This is a genomic window from Streptomyces sp. CWNU-52B, from assembly GCF_047444975.1.
Taxonomy (GTDB): Bacteria; Actinomycetota; Actinomycetes; order Streptomycetales; family Streptomycetaceae; genus Streptomyces.
Window position 1 is genome coordinate 1 of sequence record NZ_JBLFJV010000030.1, and the last position, 21675, is coordinate 21675.

Consider the following 21675-nt stretch of genomic DNA (forward strand, 5'->3'; position numbering starts at 1 on the left):
ACAGCGCCGATGGTACTGCAGGGGGGACCCTGTGGGAGAGTAGGACGCCGCCGAACAATTATTGAAGAGCTGGTCCCTGAACTTAGGTTCAGGGACCAGCTCTTTTTTGTTGTGCGTCACTTGGAGTTCACGTTGCGCGACCAACATCACCGGCATGGGTACTGCTGCAATGCTCAGGGCCGCGGGTGTGGGGATCGGTGACGAGGTCATCGTTCCGGCGTTCGGGAACGTCGAGGTCGCGGAGGCCGTGATCACGGCCGGCGCACTGCCGGTCTTCGTGGACATAGATCCTGCCACCTACTGCCTGGACCCCTCCGAGGTGGAGGCGGCCACCGGGCCGCGAACCGTCGCGCTGGTGGCCGTCCACCGCTTCGGCCGGCTCGCCGACATGCCCCGCCTCTGGGACATCGGCAGGCGGCGCGGGCTGCTGGTGCTGGAACAGGGCGAGTCCGAGGCGCCGTACGCGGAGATCGAGGAGCGCAGGGCGCACGCGACGCTCCTCGACGGGCGGTTGAGGGGGGTGCGGACCCCGGAGCGCGGCGCGGGGCACACCTATCAGCAGTACGTCGTGCGGGTGCCGGGCAACGGACGGCCGGACCGCGACGCGTTCGTACGCGCGGTGAGGGCCAGGGGCGTCGAATGCCGGGTGCCGGTGAAGACGCCCGTGCACCGGATGCCGGCGTTCCGGCGGGACGTCTGTCTGCCGGAGACCGAGCGGGCCGCCGACGAGACACTGGCGCTGCCCGTCGAAGCGTCGCTGACGAAGCGGGAGATGCAGCGGATCGTGTCCGCGTGCAATGCCCTCGGCGGACTGCTCCAGCCTGCTTTCTAGGTGATCGAACGCAGTTGGGAGCACACCGGCGTTCGGGGTATGCTCTATTCCGTTGCCACGGGGGAGACTTCGAAGGCGACAGGCCCCCATAGCTCAGTCGGTAGAGCGTCTCCATGGTAAGGAGAAGGTCAACGGTTCGATTCCGTTTGGGGGCTCAGCCAGAAGAGGCCTCCGTCCTACAGGGCGGGGGCCTCTTTGCGTATCCGGGGGCCGGACGGCGGCCCCCGGACCGGTCGGCTCAGTCCTTCTGCAGACCCGGGACGCGCATCGCCAGAATGGCCATGTCGTCGGAGGGTGCGTCGCTCGCGAACCGCTCGACCGCGCGCATGATGCGGGCCGCCACCGCGCCGGCCGTCAGACCCGTGCAGGTGGTGAGGACATCGGCGAGGCCGTCGTCGCCCAGCATGCGGGTGCCCTCGCGGCGTTCGGTGACGCCGTCCGTCACACAGAGCAGGACGTCTCCCGGGTCGAGCGTCACCGTCTGCTCGTACAGCTCCAGGTCGTCCATGACGCCCAGCAGCGGCTGCGGTTCGGCGGCTGGTTCGACCGTGCCGTCCTGACGCAGGCGCAACGGGAGCGGGTGCCCGGCGCAGACCACCTTCAGGAGCGCCGAGCCGTCCTCCTGGGGCCACAGCTCCCCGTAGAGGAGGGTCAGGAAGCGGCTGCGGGCGCCCTCGTCGAGGATCGCGGAGTTCAGCCGGTCCAGGACCGCCGGGCCGCCGTAGCCCTCGCGGGCGAGCAGGCGCAGCGCGTGCCGGGCGAGCCCGGTGACCGCGGCCGCCTCGGGGCCCGTACCGCAGACGTCTCCGATGGCGAAGCCGTAGGCGCCGTCGCGGATGGGGAAGAGGTCGTAGAAGTCGCCGCCGACCTCGTTGCCCTCGCCGGCCGCGCGGTAGATGACCTCCACCTCCACGCCGTCGATGTGGGGGAGCTCCGGGGGCAGCAGGCTGCGCTGGAGGGACTGGCTGATGGCCGTGCGCTCCGAGTACAGGCGGGCGTTGTCCAGGGCGAGCGCGGCCCTTCGGCTCAGGTCCTCGGCCAGTTCCAGGATCTCCTGGCGGAAGTGTTCGTCCGTCGGCTTGCCGAGGGTCAGCATGCCGATGACGCGGTTGCGGGCCACCAGCGGAAGGACGACCGTCTCGCCGCCGACCGCCGCGGCCGTCGCGAGCGTCGTACCGATGCCGGAACTGACCGTGGCGGGTTCGCCCCGGCCCAGGCTGCGCATGGAGGTGCGCAGGGCGGCCTGGTGGGCGGCCTCCGCGGGGGCCGCCCAGACGCGGGCGCCCGGGGTGGGGACCGGGTCCGGCGGGGCGATCTTGGAGAGGAGGGCCTTGAGGCCGTCGATGCGCTCCTCGTCCTCGTGCAGGACGTACGAGAGGAAGGGATCGGAGGCCTGGTCGGCGATCGTGTAGACGGCGCACCAGGTGGCGAGGGTCGGAACCGTCATCTGGGCCATCAGGGCCAGCGTCTGGTCGCGGTCCAGGGTGCCCGCGAGGAGGTCGGAGGCCTCGACGAGGAAGGACAGCGAGCCGCGGCGCAGGCGCTCCAGCTCGCCCAGGCGGGCGGACTCCACGGCGAGCGCGATGCGGTCGGCGGCGAACTGGAGGCGCAGGGCCTCCTCGTTCGAGTAGCGGCCCGGCGACTCGGCCGCCACGCCGAGCGAACCGGTGAGCCGTCCCTCTACCTTGAGCGGGACCGTGACGACCGAGCGCATGCCGGTGCCGCTGAGGAGCGGTACGGCCCCTGGGACGGCCGTGAGGTCCTCGTGGACGGCCGGCATGCGGGCCGAGCCGTAACGGCCGGTGCCCGCCTCCACGGGGACGCGAGCGAAGCGCTGACGGGCGGAGGGGAGCCCGGTGGAGGCGCGCACCTCCAGCTCGGTCTCGTCGTCGGTCGCCAGGAGCAGGAAGGCGGAGTCGCCGTCGAGCATGTCGCGGGCCCGCTCCACCGTGCGCTGCAGGAGGCCGTCGAGGTCGTCGGGGGCCGGTGAGCCGATGAAGACCTCGAAGGGGTCCGAGGCATGGCCCTCGGAGCTGGTGGTCGTGTCCGTGGCCGAGACGCGCAACGGGGTCTGCAGGACCGCCCGTTCGTGGTCGCGCACCAGGAGGCAGACCGTCGAGGGCTCGCCGTCGGTGTCCCGTACGCGCAGGTGGGAGGCGTAGACGGGGGTGACGCGGCCGTTGGCGCCGCGCAGGCCGTAGCTGCCTTCCCAGCGGGAGAGCTGGAGGGCCTCGACGATGCCGGTGCTGGTGCCGGGGGTGTGCGGCCAGGCCGCGAGGTCGGTGAGCGGCTTGCCGATGACCTGCTCGGCCGCGTAGCCGAAGAGTTCCTCGGCGTCCTCGTTCCAGGCGTTGATGGCGCCCGTGCGGTCGATCTGGACGACCGCCACGCGTACCCGGCCGTCGGCGAGCGGCAGCAGGTGGGCGGGGAGCGAGGGGCCCGCCGTCCGGGTGCCCACCGCCCGCGCGGGGAGGCCCAGCTGGAACCAGACCTGTTTGTGGGTGGGCGTGTACTCGACACCCCAGCGGTTCGCCAGGGCGGCACAGAGCTGGAGGCCGCGGCCTCCCTCGCGGTCGGGGTTGCCCATGTTGTGGGTGCTGCCCTGGAGTGGAATCTCTCGTTCTGGGTAGCGGTCCGCCACCTCGATCCGCACGCCGTCGTCGCTGCGCAGGCACAGGACGTCCGCGGACGTGCCGGCGTGCACCACCGCGTTGGTGACGAGTTCGCTGGTGAGGACCACGGCGTCGTCGACGATGTCGGCGAAGCCCCAGCCCTGGAGGGTGTCACGGACGAAGGAACGAGCGGTCGCGACGGACCGCCCGACAGGGTCGAAGCTGGCGGCCGCGCGCGCGGTGATCACAGAACTCCTTGTCCGGTCGTCGGCGGGCAGCTCTCGGTGGCCGACCTGCCCCTGCCGGGGCAGGCGCTGGTTCCCGGTCGGCCGGGGATCCTGGGGCGGTCCCCCAGGATGCAGTCCGGTGGTCATGGTGCGGTGCCCTCCGATGCCTGCCTGCCCGCTCGTGCTCGTACCACCGCCCAGGCCGGAAGGACCGGCGTGGCTGGACAGCCGCATGCAAGGTTACTTACCTTCGCCGTCCGTGCGGATGCCGGTCGCCGGTGTTTGCGGCCGGAGGGTGTGCGGACCGTGTGCGAAGCTGCCGAACTGTTATGGCCTGGTTCAACCATGGTGAAACACTGGGAAGGCTTCTGGAGAAGGTCCTGGCAGGCTGAGGCCCTTCCGGCACGTGGAGCGGCAGTAGTGGAGCAGCAGTACCGGAGCACGCCGAGCAGTTGATGGTCGACCCTTGCGGGAGGGACACAGTGGAGTCTGGCGCAGCGACGCGGGGCACTAAGACGCGCGCGAAAGGCGGACAGTCCCTGAGTAACCGGAGCAAGCCGCGGGGTGGCACCACAGAGGTGGACACCGCGGCTCTGAACAGGCTGTTGTCGGCCCTGGTGTCGATGCGGGACGGCAATTTCCGCAAGCGGCTCACCGTCTCGGGCGACGGAGTGATGTCCGAGATCGCGGCCGTCTTCAACGAGGTGGGCGACCGGAATCTGCAGCTGACCGGCGAGCTGTCGCGGGTGCGGCGCATGGTCGGACGTGAGGGAAAGCTCACGGAGCGGCTGGAGACGGGGGCCTGCGAGGGCTCCTGGGCCGCCGCGATCGACGCGTCCAACGCGCTCGTCGACGATCTCGTACGGCCCGTCTCCGAGGTCGGCCGGGTGCTGTCCGCGGTGGCGGAGGGAGATCTGTCGCCGCGTATGGAGCTGCGCGCGCAGGCGCCGGACGGCAACGGGCATCCGTTGCGCGGCGAGTTCCTGAAGGTCGGGCGCACGGTCAACAACCTGGTCGACCAGCTGTCCACGTTCACCGACGAGGTCACGCGCGTGGCCAGCGAGGTCGGGACCGAGGGCAAGCTGGGCGGGCAGGCCCGGGTGCGCGGTATGTCCGGTTCGTGGAAGGACCTCACGGACTCGGTCAATACGATGGCGTACCGGCTGACGGCACAGGTACGGGACATCGCACTGGTGACCACGGCGGTCGCCAAGGGTGATCTGTCCCGGAAGGTCACGGTTCACGTGGCCGGCGAGATGCTCGAACTGAAGAACACCGTCAACACGATGGTGGACCAGCTGTCCTCCTTCTCGTCCGAGGTGACGCGCGTCGCACGCGAGGTGGGCACCGAGGGTGAGCTGGGCGGGCAGGCGCAGGTGCCCGGTGTGGCCGGCGTGTGGAAGGACCTCACCGATTCGGTGAACCTCATGGCCGGCAATCTGACCGCGCAGGTGCGCGGTATCGCGCAGGTCACGACAGCGGTCGCCAACGGTGATCTGTCGCAGAAGGTGACGGTGTCCGCGCGCGGCGAGGTCGCGCAGCTCGCCGAGACGATCAACCAGATGACCAACACGCTGCTGACGTTCGCGGACGAGGTCACACGTGTCGCCAATGAGGTCGGTGGCGAGGGCCGCCTCGGCGGTCAGGCGAACGTCCCGGGCGCGGCGGGCACGTGGAAGGACCTCACCGACTCCGTCAACACGGTGTTCCGCAACCTCACCACGCAGGTGCGGGACATCGCCGCAGTAACTACTGCGGTCGCCAACGGTGACCTGTCGCAGAAGGTCAGCGTCGAGGTCGCCGGCGAGATGCTGGAGCTGAAGAACACCGTCAACACGATGGTCGACCAGCTGTCGAGCTTCGGCGCCGAGGTCACCCGCGTGGCGCGGGAGGTCGGTGTCGAGGGTGAGCTGGGCGGCCAGGCGCAGGTGCCCGGCGCGGCCGGTACGTGGAAGGACCTCACCGACTCCGTCAACACGGCGTTCCGGAACCTCACCGGACAGGTGAGGAACATCGCTCAGGTGACGACGGCGGTGGCCAACGGCGACCTGTCGCAGAAGGTCACGGTGGACGTCTCCGGCGAGATGCTCGCGCTGAAGAACACCGTCAACACGATGGTCGACCAGCTGTCGTCCTTCGCCGACCAGGTGACGCGGATGGCGCGTGACGTGGGCACGGAGGGCCGTCTCGGCGGTCAGGCGCGCGTGGACGGCGTGTCCGGTACGTGGAAGGACCTCACCGACTCCGTCAACTTCATGGCGGGCAACCTCACGTCCCAGGTGCGGCAGATCGCCCAGGTGACGACGGCGGTGGCGCGCGGTGACCTCTCGCAGAAGATCGAGGTGGACGCGCGCGGCGAGATCCTGGAGCTGAAGAACACCATCAACACGATGGTCGACCAGCTCAGCGCCTTCGCCGAGCAGGTGACCCGGGTGGCCCGTGAGGTGGGCACGGACGGCCGTCTCGGCGGTCAGGCGCAGGTGCCGGGTGTCGCCGGTGTGTGGCGGGACCTCACCGATTCGGTGAACGGCATGGCCGGCAACCTCACCGCCCAGGTGCGCAACATCGCGCAGGTCGCGACGGCGGTGGCGCGCGGTGACCTCTCCCAGAAGATCGACGTGGACGCGCGCGGCGAGATCCTGGAGCTGAAGAACACCCTCAACACGATGGTGGACCAGCTGTCGAACTTCGCCGAGCAGGTCACCCGCGTGGCCCGCGAGGTGGGCACCGAGGGCATCCTCGGCGGGCAGGCCGAGGTGCAGGGTGTCTCCGGCACCTGGAAGGACCTCACGCAGTCCGTGAACTTCATGGCGAACAACCTGACGATCCAGGTGCGCAACATCGCCGAGGTCACGACCGCCGTCGCCAAGGGCGACCTGTCGAAGAAGATCACCGTCGACGCGAAGGGCGAGATCCTCGAACTCGTCACCACCGTCAACACGATGGTCGACCAGCTGTCGTCGTTCGCCGAGCAGGTGACCCGGGTGGCCCGTGAGGTGGGCACCGAGGGCCAGCTGGGCGGCCAGGCGCGGGTACCCGGCGTCACGGGCATCTGGAAGGACCTCAGCGACAACGTCAACCTGATGGCCAACAACCTGACCATGCAGGTGCGGAACATCTCCCAGGTCGCGGCGGCCGTCGCCAACGGCGACCTGACCCGGACGGTGACGATCGAGGCGCGCGGCGAGGTCGCGCAGCTCGCCGACACCTTCAACACGATGGTCAAGACGCTGAGTTCGTTCGCCGACCAGGTCACCAAGGTGGCCCGCGAGGTGGGTACGGACGGCATCCTCGGCGGTCAGGCGCGCGTTCCGGGCGTGTCGGGCACGTGGAAGGACCTCACCGAGTCGGTGAACGGCATGGCGTCGAACCTGACCGGACAGGTGCGCAACATCGCGATGGTCACCACGGCCATCGCCAAGGGCGATCTGACCAAGAAGATCGACATCGACGCGCGCGGCGAGATCCTGGAGCTGAAGACGACCATCAACACGATGGTCGACCAGCTGTCGTCGTTCGCCGAGGAGGTCACCCGGGTGGCCCGCGAGGTGGGCACCGAGGGCCAGCTGGGCGGCCAGGCGCGCGTACGCGACGTCGACGGCACCTGGCGCGACCTCACCGAGTCGGTGAACGAGATGGCCGGGAACCTGACCCGGCAGGTGCGTGCCATCGCGCGCGTGGCGACCGCCGTGACCCGCGGCGACCTCAACCTGAAGATCGACGTGGACGCCTCGGGCGAGATCCAGGAACTTCAGGACTACATCAACAAGATGATCGCGAACCTCCGCGACACCACCATCGCCAACAAGGAACAGGACTGGCTGAAGGGCAATCTCGCCCGCATCTCCGGTCTGATGCAGGGCCGCCGCGACCTCGCCGACGTGGCCTCGCTCATCATGAGCGAGCTGACCCCGGTGGTCTCGGCGCAGCACGGCGCGTTCTTCCTGGCGATGCCGCTGGACGACGGCAAGGACGTCGGCGCCGCGCACGACGATTCGTACGAACTGCGGATGCACGGGTCGTACGGCTACTCGATGGGCTCCATGCCGACGTCGTTCCGGCCCGGTGAGACCCTCATCGGGACGGCCGCCAAGGAGAAGCGCACGATCCTCGTGGAGAACGTGCCGACGGGCTATCTGAAGATCGCCTCCAGCCTCGGGGAGGCGCCCCCGGCGCATGTCATCGTGCTGCCGGTGCTCTTCGAGGGGACCGTCCTCGGGGTGATCGAACTGGCGTCGTTCCACTCGTTCACGCACATCCAGCGGGACTTCCTCAGCCAGATCGCCGAGATGATCGCGACGAGCGTCAACACCATCGCGGTCAACACCAAGACCGAGGTGCTGCTCAGGCAGTCCCAGGAGCTGACCGAACAGCTCAGGGAGCGGTCCGCGGAGCTGGAGAACCGGCAGAAGGCCCTCCAGGAGTCCAACGCGGAGCTGGAGGAGAAGGCCGAGCTGCTGGCTCAGCAGAACCGTGACATCGAGGTGAAGAACACCGAGATCGAGGAGGCGCGGCAGGTCCTGGAGGAGCGCGCCGAGCAACTCGCGGTCTCCATGCGCTACAAGAGCGAGTTCCTGGCCAACATGTCCCACGAGCTGCGTACGCCGCTCAACTCGCTGCTGATCCTCGCCAAGCTGCTCGCCGACAACGCGGACTCCAACCTCACCCCCAAGCAGGTCGAGTTCGCCGAGACGATCCACGGGGCGGGTTCCGACCTGCTCCAGCTGATCAACGACATCCTCGACCTGTCGAAGGTCGAGGCGGGCAAGATGGACGTGTCGCCGACCCGCATCGCACTGGTCCAGCTCGTCGACTACGTGGAGGCCACTTTCCGCCCGCTGACGGCGGAGAAGGGGCTCGATTTCTCCGTACGGGTGTCGCCGGAGCTGCCGGCCACGCTGCACACGGACGAGCAGCGGCTCCTCCAGGTGCTGCGCAACCTGCTCTCGAACGCGGTGAAGTTCACCGACTCCGGAGCGGTCGAACTGGTCATCCGGCCCGCGGGCGCGGAGGTGCCGGTCGCCATCCGGGAGCAGTTGCTGGAGGCAGGCTCGCTGCGGGACGCGGACGGCGATCTGATCGCGTTCTCCGTGACCGACACGGGTATCGGCATCGCGGCCAGCAAGATGCGGGTGATCTTCGAGGCGTTCAAGCAGGCGGACGGCACGACGAGCCGCAAGTACGGCGGTACGGGCCTGGGTCTGTCGATCTCGCGGGAGATCGCGCGGCTGCTGGGCGGCGAGATCCACGCCCAGAGCGAGCCCGGACGCGGCTCGACGTTCACGCTGTATCTGCCGCTGCACCCGAGCGAACTCCCGCCGCAGGGCTACCCGCAGCTCTCCCCGCCGCTGGAGAGCGGGGCGCTCCCGGCGGGCCCGGACGACGCGGCAGAGGCCCGGGTGGAGACACCGGCGGAGGTCAAGTCGTACCAGGAGACCCAGAACGGGCCCGCCGCGCTCTTCAGGCGGCGTCGCAGGGCGGTGCCCGCCGCCGAGCAGCGGCCGGCGCTCTCGGGGCCGCAGACGCAGGCTGCGGACGACTGGGGCACGGGCGGCACGGAGGTGTCGTCGCGGTCGCGGTCCGTCTTCCGCTTCGAGGGCGAGAAGGTGCTGATCGTCGACGACGACATCCGCAACGTGTTCGCGCTCACCAGCGTCCTGGAGCAGCACGGCCTCTCGGTGCTGTACGCCGAGAACGGCCGCGAGGGCATCGAGGTCCTGGAACAGCACGACGACGTGACGGTCGTCCTGATGGACATCATGATGCCGGAGATGGACGGGTACGCGACCACGACGGCGATCCGCAGGATGCCCCAGTTCGCGGGCCTGCCGATCATCGCGCTCACCGCGAAGGCGATGAAGGGCGACCGGGAGAAGGCCATCGAGTCGGGTGCCTCCGACTATGTGACCAAGCCGGTCGATCCCGATCACCTGCTCGAGGTGATGCAGCAGTGGATGCGAGGGGCGTGAGCGGGCGGCGGGGTTTGATCGGACGGCCGGGGATGATTGAGTGGTAGGGAAATGACCGCGTGCACGGGGCGCGTCGGACGGTGATCGGTGTGCCGAGTTGCTGACTGACTGTGCCCGGAGCCGTGTGGAAACCCGGGATTCGGGGAACCTTCTGGTCTCCCGTCGCGTTTCTGCTACGTGCACAGTGACATCGCGGTGACAGGGTGTGGCGACAGGCGGGGTGCGGCTACCATGACCGGCACAAGGACGGGCGGCGCCAGAGAGCCGTCCCCTGGGGCGGCGCCCGGTGCACTGCCGGGACGAGGAGGGCGGGCCATGGTGCAGAAGGCCAAGATCCTCCTGGTCGATGACCGGCCGGAGAATCTGCTGGCGCTGGAGGCCATCCTCTCTGCGCTCGATCAGACACTGGTTCGGGCATCTTCCGGGGAGGAAGCGCTCAAAGCACTGCTCACGGACGACTTCGCGGTCATTCTGCTGGATGTCCAGATGCCGGGTATGGACGGTTTCGAAACCGCCGCGCACATCAAGAGGCGAGAGCGGACCCGGGACATCCCGATCATCTTCCTCACCGCGATCAACCACGGCCCGCACCACACCTTCCGGGGATACGCGGCAGGTGCGGTGGACTACATCTCCAAGCCGTTCGATCCGTGGGTGCTGCGCGCGAAGGTCTCGGTGTTCGTCGAGCTGTACATGAAGAACTGCCAACTCCGGGAGCAGGCGGCGCTGCTGCGCCTGCAGCTGGAGGGCGGTGGCGGCAAGGCACTGCTCGGTGACGCCAAGGAGCCCGCCGGACTGCTCGCCGAGCTCTCCGCGCGCCTCGCGGCCGTCGAGGAGCAGGCCGAGGCGCTTTCCAAGCAGCTGGACGACGAATCGGCGGACGCGGCGGCGGTGGCCACCGCGGCCCATCTGGAGCGCAAGCTCACGGGGTTGCGTCGCGCGCTCGACGCGCTGGAACCGGGCACCGGGAGCGGGGCGGCTTCGCTGCCGTCGCAGAACTGAGCGGAGCGCCCCAGCGGTCTTGAGTGCTTGGGGCTGGGGGGGGCGGGGGCTGGAGGCAGCCTTGGGGGCCGGTGGCCCGGGTCTGGACGGCTGGGCCGGGTAGGCCGGAGGGCTCGCGTCCCGGGCTGAATGCCCCGGATATCTGGAGGCTTGAAGCCCTGGTGTCCGGAGTTCTGGTGCCTGAGGTCCCGGGTCCTGGGATTTCGGTGTCCTGGGGCCTGACCGGGTTGGGCGGGCTCGGAGCCGGTTCTTCTGGAGCGTTCGTCGCGGCTGAGGAGCGGGGCCAGGCCGGACCGGTGCGGTCGGGCATGGCGGTCGCCGTGTGCCGCGCAGCCGCCTCACCACCACTTCGCCGTCGCCCCGTGGGCCGGAACGGCTGTGCGTCGGGCGGGAATTGGCGTGGCGGCGGCGCCGGATCGCCGTCGACACGGCGTCAGTTCCGTGCCGCTGACGGGCGACACGAACGGGTGAAGCAGTAGGCACACGTGTCCCCAGTGGCCTCCACCGGTAACCTCACACCCATGGCCTCACGTCAGCCCGCAGCCAAGAAGTCGCCCGCGAAGAAGGCGGCCGCTCCGACGAAGGCTGTGGCGAAGAAGGCCCCCGCGAAGAAAGCCCCCGCGAAAAAGGCGCCTGCCAAGAAGGCCGCAGCCAAGAAAGCCGCACCTCCGAAGCCGGCGCCCAATCCGACCGGGGGCGTGTACAGGCTCGTACGCGCCCTGTGGCTGGGCGTCGCGCACGCCGTCGGCGCCGTGTTCCGCGGCATAGGGCGGGGCGCGAAGGGACTCGACCCGGCGCACCGCAAGGACGGCGTCGCGCTGCTCCTGATCGGCCTCATGCTGATCATCGCCGCCGGGACCTGGTCCAACCTCCGCGGTCCGGTGGGCGACCTCGTCGAGATGCTGGTGACCGGCACCTTCGGCCGCCTCGACCTGCTCGTGCCGATACTGCTGGCGGTCGTCGCGGCCCGGCTCATCCGGCACCCCGAGCAGCCCGACGCCAACGGACGCATCGTCATCGGTCTGTCCGCGCTGGCCATCGGTGTGCTCGGCCAGGTCCACATCGCCTGCGGGGCGCCCGCGCGCAGCGACGGCATGCAGGCGATAAGGGACGCGGGCGGGCTCATCGGCTGGGGCGCGGCGACCCCGCTGACGTACACGATGGGTGACGTCCTCGCCGTGCCGCTGCTCGCGCTGCTCACGGTCTTCGGCCTGCTGGTGGTCACCGCGACACCGGTCAACGCGATCCCGCAGCGACTGCGGCTGCTGGGCGTACGGCTCGGTCTCCTGCAGCCCAGGGCCGAGGACGACGTGTTCGCCGAGGAGGACGACGAGCGTTACGAGGAGCAGTGGCGCGAGGCACTGCCCGAGACCTCCCGGCGGCGGCGCCGGGCGGCGCCCGAGGAGTACGCCCCGGACGACGCCGAACAGGAGGCGCTCGCCGAGCGACGGAGCCGCCGCAGGCGCCCCGCCGTGCCGCAGCCCGCGCTGGACCGGCCCATGGACGCGGTCGACGTGGCCGCCGCGGCCGCCGCGGCGCTCGACGGTGCCGTGCTGCACGGGATGCCGCCCTCGCCGCTCGTGGCCGACCTGACGCAGGGCGTCGGTACGGACCGCGGTGAGCGTGAGGACTCCGGCCGGAGCGAGGAGCCGACGCCGACGCCGGTGCCGGCCGCGCGTGCCAAGGGCGCCAGGCCCAAGCAGGAGATGCTCAAGGCCGAGGTCGCCGACCTGACCAAACCCGCTCCCGACGCGCCCCGGGATCTCCCGGCACGGGCCGAGCAGCTCCAGATCTCCGGCGACATCACCTACTCGCTGCCCTCGCTCGACCTCCTGGAGCGCGGCGGCCCCGGCAAGACGCGCAGCGCCGCCAACGACGCGGTGGTCGCCTCCTTGCAGAACGTCTTCAGGGAGTTCAAGGTCGACGCGTCCGTCACCGGCTTCACCCGCGGTCCGACGGTCACGCGGTACGAGGTCGAGCTGGGCCCCGCCGTGAAGGTCGAGCGGATCACGGCGCTCGCCAAGAACATCGCGTACGCCGTCGCCAGCCCCGATGTGCGGATCATCAGCCCGATCCCGGGGAAGTCGGCGGTCGGCATCGAGATCCCGAACTCCGACCGCGAGATGGTCAACCTCGGTGACGTACTGCGCCTCGCGGACGCCGCCGAGGACGACCACCCGATGCTCGTCGCGCTCGGCAAGAACGTCGAGGGCGGCTACGAGATGGCCAACCTCGCGAAGATGCCGCACGTCCTGGTGGCCGGAGCGACCGGTTCCGGCAAGTCCTCGTGCATCAACTGCCTGATCACGTCCGTGATGGTCCGGGCGACCCCCGACGACGTCCGCATGGTCCTCGTCGACCCCAAACGCGTCGAGCTGACCGCGTACGAGGGCATCCCGCACCTGATCACGCCGATCATCACCAATCCGAAGAAGGCCGCCGAGGCCCTGCAGTGGGTCGTGCGCGAGATGGACCTGCGCTACGACGACCTGGCGGCCTTCGGATACCGGCACATCGACGACTTCAACGCCGCCATAAGGAAGGGCAAGGTCAAGCTGCCCGAGGGCAGCGAGCGGGAGCTGTCCCCGTACCCGTATCTGCTGGTGATTGTGGACGAGCTCGCCGACCTGATGATGGTCGCGCCGCGGGACGTCGAGGACTCGATCGTGCGGATCACCCAGCTCGCGCGCGCGGCCGGCATCCACCTGGTGCTCGCCACACAGCGGCCGTCCGTCGACGTCGTCACCGGTCTGATCAAGGCGAACGTGCCGTCCCGGCTCGCCTTCGCCACCTCCTCGCTCGCCGACAGCCGCGTCATCCTCGACCAGCCCGGCGCCGAGAAGCTGATCGGCAAGGGCGACGGGCTCTTCCTGCCGATGGGCGCCAACAAACCCACCCGTATGCAGGGCGCCTTCGTCACCGAGGACGAGGTCGCCGCCGTGGTGCAGCACTGCAAGGACCAGATGGCGCCGGTCTTCCGGGACGACGTCACCGTGGGCACCAAGCAGAAGAAGGAGATCGACGAGGACATCGGCGACGACCTCGACCTGCTGTGCCAGGCCGCCGAGCTGGTCGTCTCCACACAGTTCGGGTCGACCTCGATGCTCCAGCGCAAGCTGCGGGTCGGCTTCGCCAAGGCCGGCCGGCTGATGGACCTCATGGAGTCCCGCAACATCGTCGGACCCAGCGAGGGCTCCAAGGCTCGTGACGTTCTTGTGAAGGCTGATGAGCTGGACGGAGTGCTCGCGGTGATCCGTGGGCAGGCGCAACCTTAGGGAAACAGAGCGGACCGTCTCCTTCCACGAGAGGGGGTCGCTTCCCTCGCGAGGTGGGTCGGGCCACCCGGGTGACCGTGTCGGCCACCGGAGTGATCCGAACGTGACTCACCCGTGAGGAAACGGTGAGCAACCGTTTCCCCGCGTCGTACGTCAAGTTGAGGGAGGGGACAGGTCCATGTCCCAGCATCAGGCCGACATCAGGATGACCGGCCATTCTGATGGCGTACAAAGTCCCACCGCCCGGTTGCCCCTCTCTTTCACACCCCCCCTAGACTGAACCTCCAGCACAGGTGGCTTAACGCTCGAAAGGCGCCCCCGTGTCCATCGGCAACTCTCCTGACGACAACCCCTCTGACGACAACACCCCTCAGGACGAGCGCTCCTCCGTAGAGGACGATCAGCCTTCGGTCGGCCGTGCCCTTCAGCAGGCGCGGATCGCGGCCGGGCTGACCGTCGACGACGTCAGCAACGCCACCCGGGTCCGTATCGCCATCGTGCACGCGATCGAGCAGGACGACTTCGCCCCGTGCGGCGGTGACGTCTACGCGCGCGGTCACATCAGGACCCTCGCCCGCGCGGTCGGTCTCGCCCCGGCGCCGCTGCTCGCCCGTTACGACGCCGACCACGGCGGGCGGCCCGCGCCGACGCCGGCGGCACCCATGTTCGAGGCGGAGCGGATCCGTCCCGAGCGCCGCGGTCCCAACTGGACCGCGGCCATGGTCGCCGCGATCGTCGCGGTGATCGGTTTCGTCGGATTCACCCTGTTCAGCGGCGACGACGGCGACAACACGAAGGCCAACGTCGCCGAAGGGTCCACGGCCACTGCCAGCAAGCCCGCCAAGACCAAGCCGACGCCCACCAAGCCGGACGTCCCGAAGGCCGACCCGTCCGACAGTGCCATCGCCGCCGCGCCGCAGGACAAGGTGACCGTCCAGGTCAGTGCCCCCGACGGCCGCAGCTGGATCTCGGCGAAGGACCACAACGGCCGGCTGCTCTTCGACGGCCTGCTGGAGCAGGGCGACTCCAAGACCTTCCAGGACAAGGAGAAGGTCGACCTCGTCCTCGGCGACGCGGGCGCCATCCAGCTGTACGTGAACGGCAAGAAGATCGACGACGAGTTCCAGCCGGGCCAGGTGGAACGCCTCTCGTACACGAAGGGCGACCCCGAGGTCGGCTGAGCGGGCGGCTCCGCCGATATGTGTCGGCGGACACACGTGCACGGATTCGCCCGGTCGTACGGGCCTGTGGCAGCCCGGTCCACCGGGCACGCGGAAACGGGGTTGGCCGAGATCGGCCAACCCCGTCGACGTGGGCTGTCGGTGGGACGAAGTAGTCTTGAGCCCATGCCTGAACGCCGTACCGTCGCACTCGTCACTCTTGGCTGCGCCCGTAACGAGGTGGACTCGGAGGAGCTCGCAGGCCGCTTGGAGGCGGACGGCTGGCACCTCGTGGAGGACGCCGAGAACGCGGACGTCGCCGTCGTCAACACCTGTGGCTTTGTCGAGGCCGCCAAGAAGGACTCCGTCGACGCCCTCCTGGAAGCCAACGACCTCAAGGGTCACGGCAGAACCCAGGCGGTCGTGGCCGTCGGCTGCATGGCCGAGAGGTACGGCAAGGAACTCGCCGAGGCCCTGCCCGAAGCCGACGGTGTCCTCGGTTTCGACGACTACGCCGACATCTCCGACCGTCTCCAGACCATCCTGAACGGCGGAATCCACGCCGCCCACACCCCGCGCGACCGGCGCAAGCTGCTGCCGATCAGCCCCGCCGAGCGGCAGAGCGCGGGCGCGGAGGTCGCCCTTCCGGGACACGGCCCCGCCGACCTTCCCGAAGGGCTCGCTCCGGAGTCCGGCCCCCGCGCGCCCCTGCGCCGGCGGCTCGACGGCTCCCCGGTGGCCTCCGTGAAGCTCGCCTCCGGCTGCGACCGGCGCTGCTCCTTCTGCGCCATCCCGTCCTTCCGCGGCTCCTTCATCTCGCGCCGCCCCAGTGACGTACTGGGCGAGACGCGCTGGCTCGCCGAGCAGGGCGTGAAGGAGATCATGCTGGTCTCCGAGAACAACACCTCGTACGGCAAGGACCTCGGCGACATCCGCCTCCTGGAGACGCTGCTGCCCGAGCTGGCCGACGTCGACGGGATCGAGCGGGTGCGGGTCAGCTACCTGCAGCCCGCCGAGATGCGGCCCGGCCTCATCGACGTGCTGACCTCCACGCCGAAGGTCGCCCCCTACTTCGACCTGTCCTTCCAGCACTCCGCCCCCGGGGTGCTGCGCGCGATGCGCCGGTTCGGGAACACCGAGCAGTTCCTGGGACTCCTCGACACGATCCGCTCCAAGGCCCCGCAGGCCGGTGTCCGGTCCAACTTCATCGTCGGCTTCCCGGGCGAGAGCGCGGACGACCTGGCCGAGCTGGAGCGCTTCCTGACCGCCGCGCGGCTGGACGCCATCGGAGTGTTCGGGTACTCCGACGAGGACGGCACCGAAGCGGCCACGTACGAGCACAAGCTGGACGAGGACGTCGTCGCCGAGCGGCTCGCGCGCGTGTCCCGGCTCGCCGAGGAACTGGTCTCCCAGCGGGCGGAGGAGCGCCTCGGCGAGACCCTGCAAGTGCTGGTCGAGTCCACCGGTTCGGCCGCCGAGGACGAGGCCGCGTACGGCCGCGCCGCGCACCAGGCGCCCGAGACCGACGGCCAGGTGCTCTTCACGAGCGGCGAAGGACTGACCGTCGGCCGTATGGTCGAGGCGAAGGTGGTCGGTACGGAAGGTGTCGACCTGATCGCCGAGCCGCTTCCGGGCTCGCTCGCGTGTACTGAGGAGGCGGCCAGATGACCGGAGCCCCGGCATCCGCGGCGGGCGGCCCCGGTGCGCCCGGTACCCGCGGTGCCACCGGAGCTTCCAGCAGGGGAACCTCCGGTTCGGGAGCTTCCGGTACGGGAACCTCCGGTTCGGGCACTTCCGGTACGGGGAAGACCGCCGTCACGGGAGCCGGTGAGGAATCCGGTACGACACCCAGGGCGGCGGCCTCCGGTACGGGCGCTGCCGACTCCCAGGGGCCCAGGACACCACGCGGCGCCAAGCTGAGCGCCGCGGCCGTCAACCAGGCCAGCCTGTGGAACGTCGCCAATCTGCTCACCATGCTCCGCCTCGTGCTCGTCCCGGGCTTCGTGGCGCTGATGCTGGCCGAGGGCGGTTACGACCCGGTGTGGCGGGCCTGGGCCTGGGCCGCCTTCGCCGTCGCGATGATCACGGACGTCTTCGACGGCCACCTCGCGCGCACGTACAACCTCGTCACCGACTTCGGGAAGATCGCCGACCCGATCGCCGACAAGGCGATCATGGGAGCGGCCCTGATCTGTCTCTCCTATCTCGGCGATCTGCCGTGGTGGGTGACGGGAGTGATCCTCGGGCGAGAGCTCGGAATCACCCTGCTGCGCTTCCTGGTGATCCGCTACGGCGTGATCCCGGCCAGCCGCGGCGGCAAGGTGAAGACGCTGACCCAGGGCGTGGCCGTCGGGATGTACGTCTTGGCGCTGACGGGGCCGCTGGCGACCCTGAGGTTCTGGGTGATGGCTGTGGCGGTGGCCCTGACCGTCGTCACGGGAGCCGACTATGTGAGACAGGCCATTGTGCTGCGGCGTCAGGGACTGGCCGAGCGCAAGGCCGCCGCCGAGGAGCCGGGAGCGTGACGACCACCGCCGCCGAAGTGCTGCGACTACTCACGGTGAGAGGGGAAACCCTTGCTGTCGCCGAGTCGCTGACCGGCGGTCTGGTGGCCGCGGAACTCGCGGCGGTGCCCGGGGCCTCCAAGGCCTTCCGCGGCTCGGTGACCGCGTACGCCACGGACCTCAAGCGTGACGTACTGGGTGTCGACGCCGCTCTGCTGGATCAGCGAGGCGCCGTGGATCCGCAGGTCGCGGCCCAGATGGCGGCCGGCGTGCGCAAGGTGCTCGGCGCGGACTGGGGGATGTCGACCACGGGGGTCGCCGGGCCCGAGCCTCAGGACGGGCAGCCGGTCGGTACGGTTTTCGTCGCCGTCGACGGGCCTGCCGGGGGGATGAATGAACGCGCGCTTGGCGGGAAAGTGGCGGCGCTGCGGTTGAACGGCTCCCGTACGGAAATCCGTATGGAGAGTGTACGGAGCGTGCTCGCACTGCTTCTGGAGCGGCTTGTGGGCGAACAACCTGGGAATGAGCGGGCACAGGATACGGAACAGAACGGGGGGTTTTGATGTTTGCAGCCCTGAGTGAACACGACATCGCTCCCCGCACGGCCGCGGCGCGAGGCGGTACGGTGGGGCGAGAAGGATGCGGCTACGCGGTCCGAGGAGGGAGCCACCGATGATTCTGCTCCGTCGCCTGCTTGGTGACGTGCTGCGTCGGCAGCGCCAGCGCCAGGGCCGTACTCTGCGCGAAGTCTCCTCGTCCGCCCGAGTTTCACTCGGCTATCTTTCCGAGGTGGAGCGGGGGCAGAAGGAGGCATCCTCTGAGCTGCTCTCGGCGATCTGCGACGCGCTGGACGTACGGATGTCCGAGCTCATGAGGGAAGTGAGCGACGAACTCGCACTGGCCGAACTGGCTCAGTCGGCTGCCGCCACCGAGCCTGTACCGACACCGGTACGCCCCAGGCTGAACTCCGTCTCGGTGGCCGGTGTGCCACCGGAACGAGTGACCATCAAGGCGCCTGCGGAGGCGGTCGACGTCGTCGCCGCCTGATGATGGCCCACGGGTACGTTGTCGTGAGCTGACAAGAGCTCGGGAAGAGCCTGGGAACGGGCTCTGGAAGAGCTTGAGAAGAACTGTGTGAGAGCCCCGGCCGGGGTTCTCCGGGGAGACCCGGAGGAGCGCGGTCGGGGTTTTCGCGTCGCGGGGTCGCGTCGGCGGGGTGTGCCCGGGATCAGATGCCGGACTCGGACGCCGGACGCAAGCGTGGGGTTTTGTCGCGTTTGCCGGTATCGCTCGGGGCGGTCATGGTGGAGTGGCGGGGGCAAGGCCGGGGGTCGCTGCTGACCGGAGGATGTCGATGTACGTCGTGAAGAGCCCGCTGTCCGATGCCGACCTGAAAACCGTGTCCGAGGCGCTGCAGGGCGCGCTCGTCGATCTGGTGGACCTGTCGCTGGTGGCGAAGCAGATCCACTGGAACGTGGTCGGCCCGCGCTTCCGGTCCGTCCACCTCCAGCTCGACGAGGTCGTCGACACCGCCCGGCTGCACTCCGACACCGTGGCGGAGCGGGCCTCGACGCTCGGGGTCTCGCCGGACGGACGGGCCGCGACCGTCTCGAACACCAGCGGGATCGGTCCCGTGAAGGACGGATGGGTGAAGGACACCGACGCGGTGGGGGCCCTGGTGGACGCACTCGGAGCCGTGATCGCGCGGATGAGGGAGCGGGTGGAGGCGACCGGGGACGCGGACCCGGTGAGCCAGGACATCTTCATCGGGATCACCGCGGACCTCGAGAAGCACCACTGGATGTTCCAGGCGGAGAACGGCTGACGGGTCTGACAGATCTGACGGGTGTCCGCTCTGACGGGTGTCGGCCTCGGGGCGCGCCGCGGCGCGGTGGGCGCCGATGGCGCGCCCGGCGTGCTTCAGCTGGGTCGGTGCGCCCTGTCGATACGGGAACGCGGCGGTCTAGCGTCGGGCTGGAGGTGGCGCCATGGCAGGGCGGATGGGACGAATAGGCAGGTGGGGGCTGGCTCTGGGCGCCGGAGCGCTGTGGTGGTGGGCGGTGATACGGCTGGCGTTCGCCGCCGACCCCGGCGTGCTGGAAGGGGCGGTCGCCGCCGGTGGATGGGGGCTCAGCCTGTTGCCGGTGCACTGCGTGTCCAAGGCGCGGGCCGTGGGGGCGGCAGGGTCGGACCAGTGGCGGCGGAGGGCTGCTCGGGCCTGGCGTAGGAGACGCGAGCCTTTGATGGGGCGGGGCGAACCTCCCGAGCGGGCGGATCTCCCGAGCGGCTGAGTGCGGCGACAGGGGTGCGTGGGGACGGGTGCCGGTTGCTCCGTGGGGACGGGTGCAGGTTGCTACCAAGGCATGGCCACGCCCCCGTTGGGGCGGAGGATCTGGCCCGTCGTGAACGACGACGCGTCGGAGGCGAGGTGCAGCACCGCGTGGGCGACGTCGTCGGGGGAGCCGACTCGGCCCAGTGGTGACATGCGGGCCATGAACTTCTCCGTCCGCGCCTGCGCCTCGTCGTCGTCGCGGTCGGTCATCGGAGTACGGATCCAGCCCGGCGCGACGGCGTTGACCCGGATGCCGTGCGGGCCCATCTCGGTCGCCAGGGTCTTCGTCAGCTGCACGACGGCCGCCTTCGCGGCCCCGTAGCAGAGCAGCCCCGGCCCGCCGGTGTCGACGGCTCCCGAGGTCATCGTGATGATGCTGCCGCGGGTACCGGAGGCCAGCATCGAGCGGGCGGCCGCTTGGCAGGCGTACAGGACACCTTTGAAATTGACCCCGAGGACCCGGTCGAGGTCCTCGTCCCGGGTGTCCAGGACCGGACTGCTGTGCATGATGCCGGCGACGGCGGCCATGACGTCCAGACGTGCGCAGGCCGCGACCGCCTCGCCGAGCAGGGCACGGTCGGTGACGTCGAGGGTGTGGGTGCGGGCCGTACCGCCGGCGTCCTTGATCAGCGCGGCCGTCCCGTCGAGGCCCTGGGTGTCCCGGTCCGCGCAGTGGACGACCGCCCCCGCCCCCGCGAGCAGCACGGCACAGGCGCGGCCGATGCCGCTCGCCGCGCCGGTGACGAATGCGGTGCGTCCGGTGAGGTCGTACGCGGTGACGGGCATGAAGGGACCGTACGAGTCATCTGACGGGTCGTCAATTAGTCCGGCGGGGCTGGACCGACCGGGCGTCGTACGTGCCGGGTGGCGGGGCCGGGCCCGGCTGGCAGACCGGGCACCAGTAGGTGGGGCGGTCGCGGGAGCCGTCGCCCTGGCTCGCCACGCGGATCGGTGTGCCGCAGCGCAGACAGGGCCGGGGCGCACGGCCGTACACGAACAGGTTCTGGTCGGCCCGGCCGGTGGTGACACGGGTGGGGCGGTCCCGGTTGGCTTCGAGGAGCTTCCTGGCGAGTGCCGGCAGGCGGGCGGCGTACTCGGTGGGGAGCCGGCCGACGGGGAGCCAGGGGGTGACGCGGAGCAGGAAGCAGAGTTCGCTCTTGTAGACGTTGCCGATTCCGGCGAGATTGCGCTGGTCGAGGAGGGCTTCGCCGAGGGCTCGGTCCGGGTCGCCCAGGAGGTTCGCCAGGGCCTTGTCCGGATCCCAGTCGGGGCCCAGGAGGTCGGGGCCGAGATGGCCTACCGCGCGGTCCTCGTTGGCGGTGCGGAGCAGTTCCAGGACGGGCAGCCGGTAACCGACCGCCGTGCGCTCCGCGGTGCCGAGGATCGCGCGGATCTGGTGACCGGGGCCGCCGCGCCAGCGCTCACCGGGGGCGTAGATCTTCCAGGAACCGTCCATGCGCAGGTGCGAGTGCAGGGTCAGACCACCCTCGACGCGGGTGAGCAGGTGCTTTCCGCGCGGGGTGACGTCCAGGACCGTGCGTCCGGTGAGGTCGGCCGTGGCGTACCGGGGGACCCGCAGATCGGAACGGGTGAGCACCTGGCCCGCGAGGGCCTTGTGCAGTCGCCGCGCGGCCTGCCAGACGGTGTCTCCTTCGGGCATGGGATCCAGGGTGGCACGTGGTGGGGCGGGGCGCGTGGAGATGGGCTGCCGGTGGGCCGGCGCGCGGGTGGGTGCGGCGGGTGGGTCCGGGCGGGTGTCCTC

Annotated in this window: 13 protein-coding genes and 1 tRNA gene; 11 read left to right on the forward strand and 3 right to left on the reverse strand. The window is 70.0% G+C overall.

The features are described from left to right. The first annotated feature begins 169 nt into the window (after positions 1–169). Positions 170–832, forward strand: a complete 663-nt coding sequence (locus tag ACLVWQ_RS26875) for a DegT/DnrJ/EryC1/StrS family aminotransferase (RefSeq protein WP_414111936.1) — start codon at positions 170–172, stop codon at positions 830–832. A gap of 82 nt (positions 833–914) precedes the next feature. Continuing rightward, positions 915–987, forward strand: a tRNA-Thr gene (locus ACLVWQ_RS26880). 83 nt (positions 988–1070) lie between these two features. On the opposite strand, the gene ACLVWQ_RS26885 is transcribed toward ACLVWQ_RS26880, so the two are convergent. After that, entirely contained in the window at positions 1071–3818 is a 2748-nt protein-coding gene (locus tag ACLVWQ_RS26885; protein WP_414111937.1) for a SpoIIE family protein phosphatase, read from the reverse strand. A 335-nt stretch (positions 3819–4153) separates the two neighbouring features. On the opposite strand from ACLVWQ_RS26885, the gene ACLVWQ_RS26890 reads away from it, so the two are divergent. The 9 genes from ACLVWQ_RS26890 (at position 4154) to ACLVWQ_RS26930 (ending at position 19406) form a co-directional block, all read left to right on the forward strand. Next, positions 4154–9640 (forward strand): HAMP domain-containing protein, encoded by a 5487-nt coding sequence (locus tag ACLVWQ_RS26890; RefSeq protein ID WP_414111762.1) that lies wholly within the window; start codon positions 4154–4156, stop codon positions 9638–9640. A gap of 315 nt (positions 9641–9955) precedes the next feature. Further along, a complete protein-coding gene (locus ACLVWQ_RS26895) occupies positions 9956–10642 on the forward strand; it encodes a two-component system response regulator (protein ID WP_414111763.1) in 687 nt (228 codons plus the stop codon). Positions 10643–11163: 521 nt separating this feature from the next. Next, positions 11164–13917, forward strand: coding sequence for a DNA translocase FtsK (locus ACLVWQ_RS26900; protein ID WP_414111764.1), 2754 nt, complete (start codon positions 11164–11166; stop codon positions 13915–13917). Between the two features lie 320 nt (positions 13918–14237). Beyond that, positions 14238–15098, forward strand: coding sequence for a helix-turn-helix domain-containing protein (locus ACLVWQ_RS26905; RefSeq protein WP_414111765.1), 861 nt, complete (start codon positions 14238–14240; stop codon positions 15096–15098). Between the two features lie 165 nt (positions 15099–15263). After that, positions 15264–16745, forward strand: coding sequence for a 30S ribosomal protein S12 methylthiotransferase RimO (rimO, locus tag ACLVWQ_RS26910; RefSeq protein ID WP_414111766.1), 1482 nt, complete (start codon positions 15264–15266; stop codon positions 16743–16745). Further along, a complete protein-coding gene (gene pgsA, locus ACLVWQ_RS26915; protein WP_414111767.1) occupies positions 16742–17602 on the forward strand; it encodes a CDP-diacylglycerol--glycerol-3-phosphate 3-phosphatidyltransferase in 861 nt (286 codons plus the stop codon). Before rimO ends, pgsA begins: the two co-directional genes overlap by 4 nt. Beyond that, a complete protein-coding gene (locus ACLVWQ_RS26920; protein ID WP_414111768.1) occupies positions 17599–18144 on the forward strand; it encodes a CinA family protein in 546 nt (181 codons plus the stop codon). The genes pgsA and ACLVWQ_RS26920 overlap by 4 nt, the downstream gene beginning before the upstream one ends. Positions 18145–18253: 109 nt before the next feature. Continuing rightward, positions 18254–18628 carry a helix-turn-helix domain-containing protein gene (locus ACLVWQ_RS26925; protein WP_414111769.1) on the forward strand — a complete coding sequence of 125 codons (375 nt, stop codon included), beginning with the start codon at positions 18254–18256 and terminating at the stop codon, positions 18626–18628. 307 nt (positions 18629–18935) lie between these two features. Next, positions 18936–19406, forward strand: coding sequence for a Dps family protein (locus tag ACLVWQ_RS26930; RefSeq protein WP_414111770.1), 471 nt, complete (start codon positions 18936–18938; stop codon positions 19404–19406). A gap of 528 nt (positions 19407–19934) precedes the next feature. On the opposite strand, the gene ACLVWQ_RS26935 is transcribed toward ACLVWQ_RS26930, so the two are convergent. Next, positions 19935–20699 carry an SDR family NAD(P)-dependent oxidoreductase gene (locus tag ACLVWQ_RS26935; protein WP_414111771.1) on the reverse strand — a complete coding sequence of 255 codons (765 nt, stop codon included), beginning with the start codon at positions 20697–20699 and terminating at the stop codon, positions 19935–19937. Between the two features lie 31 nt (positions 20700–20730). Beyond that, a complete protein-coding gene (locus ACLVWQ_RS26940; protein WP_414111772.1) occupies positions 20731–21573 on the reverse strand; it encodes an Fpg/Nei family DNA glycosylase in 843 nt (280 codons plus the stop codon). Positions 21574–21675: the final 102 nt, after the last annotated feature.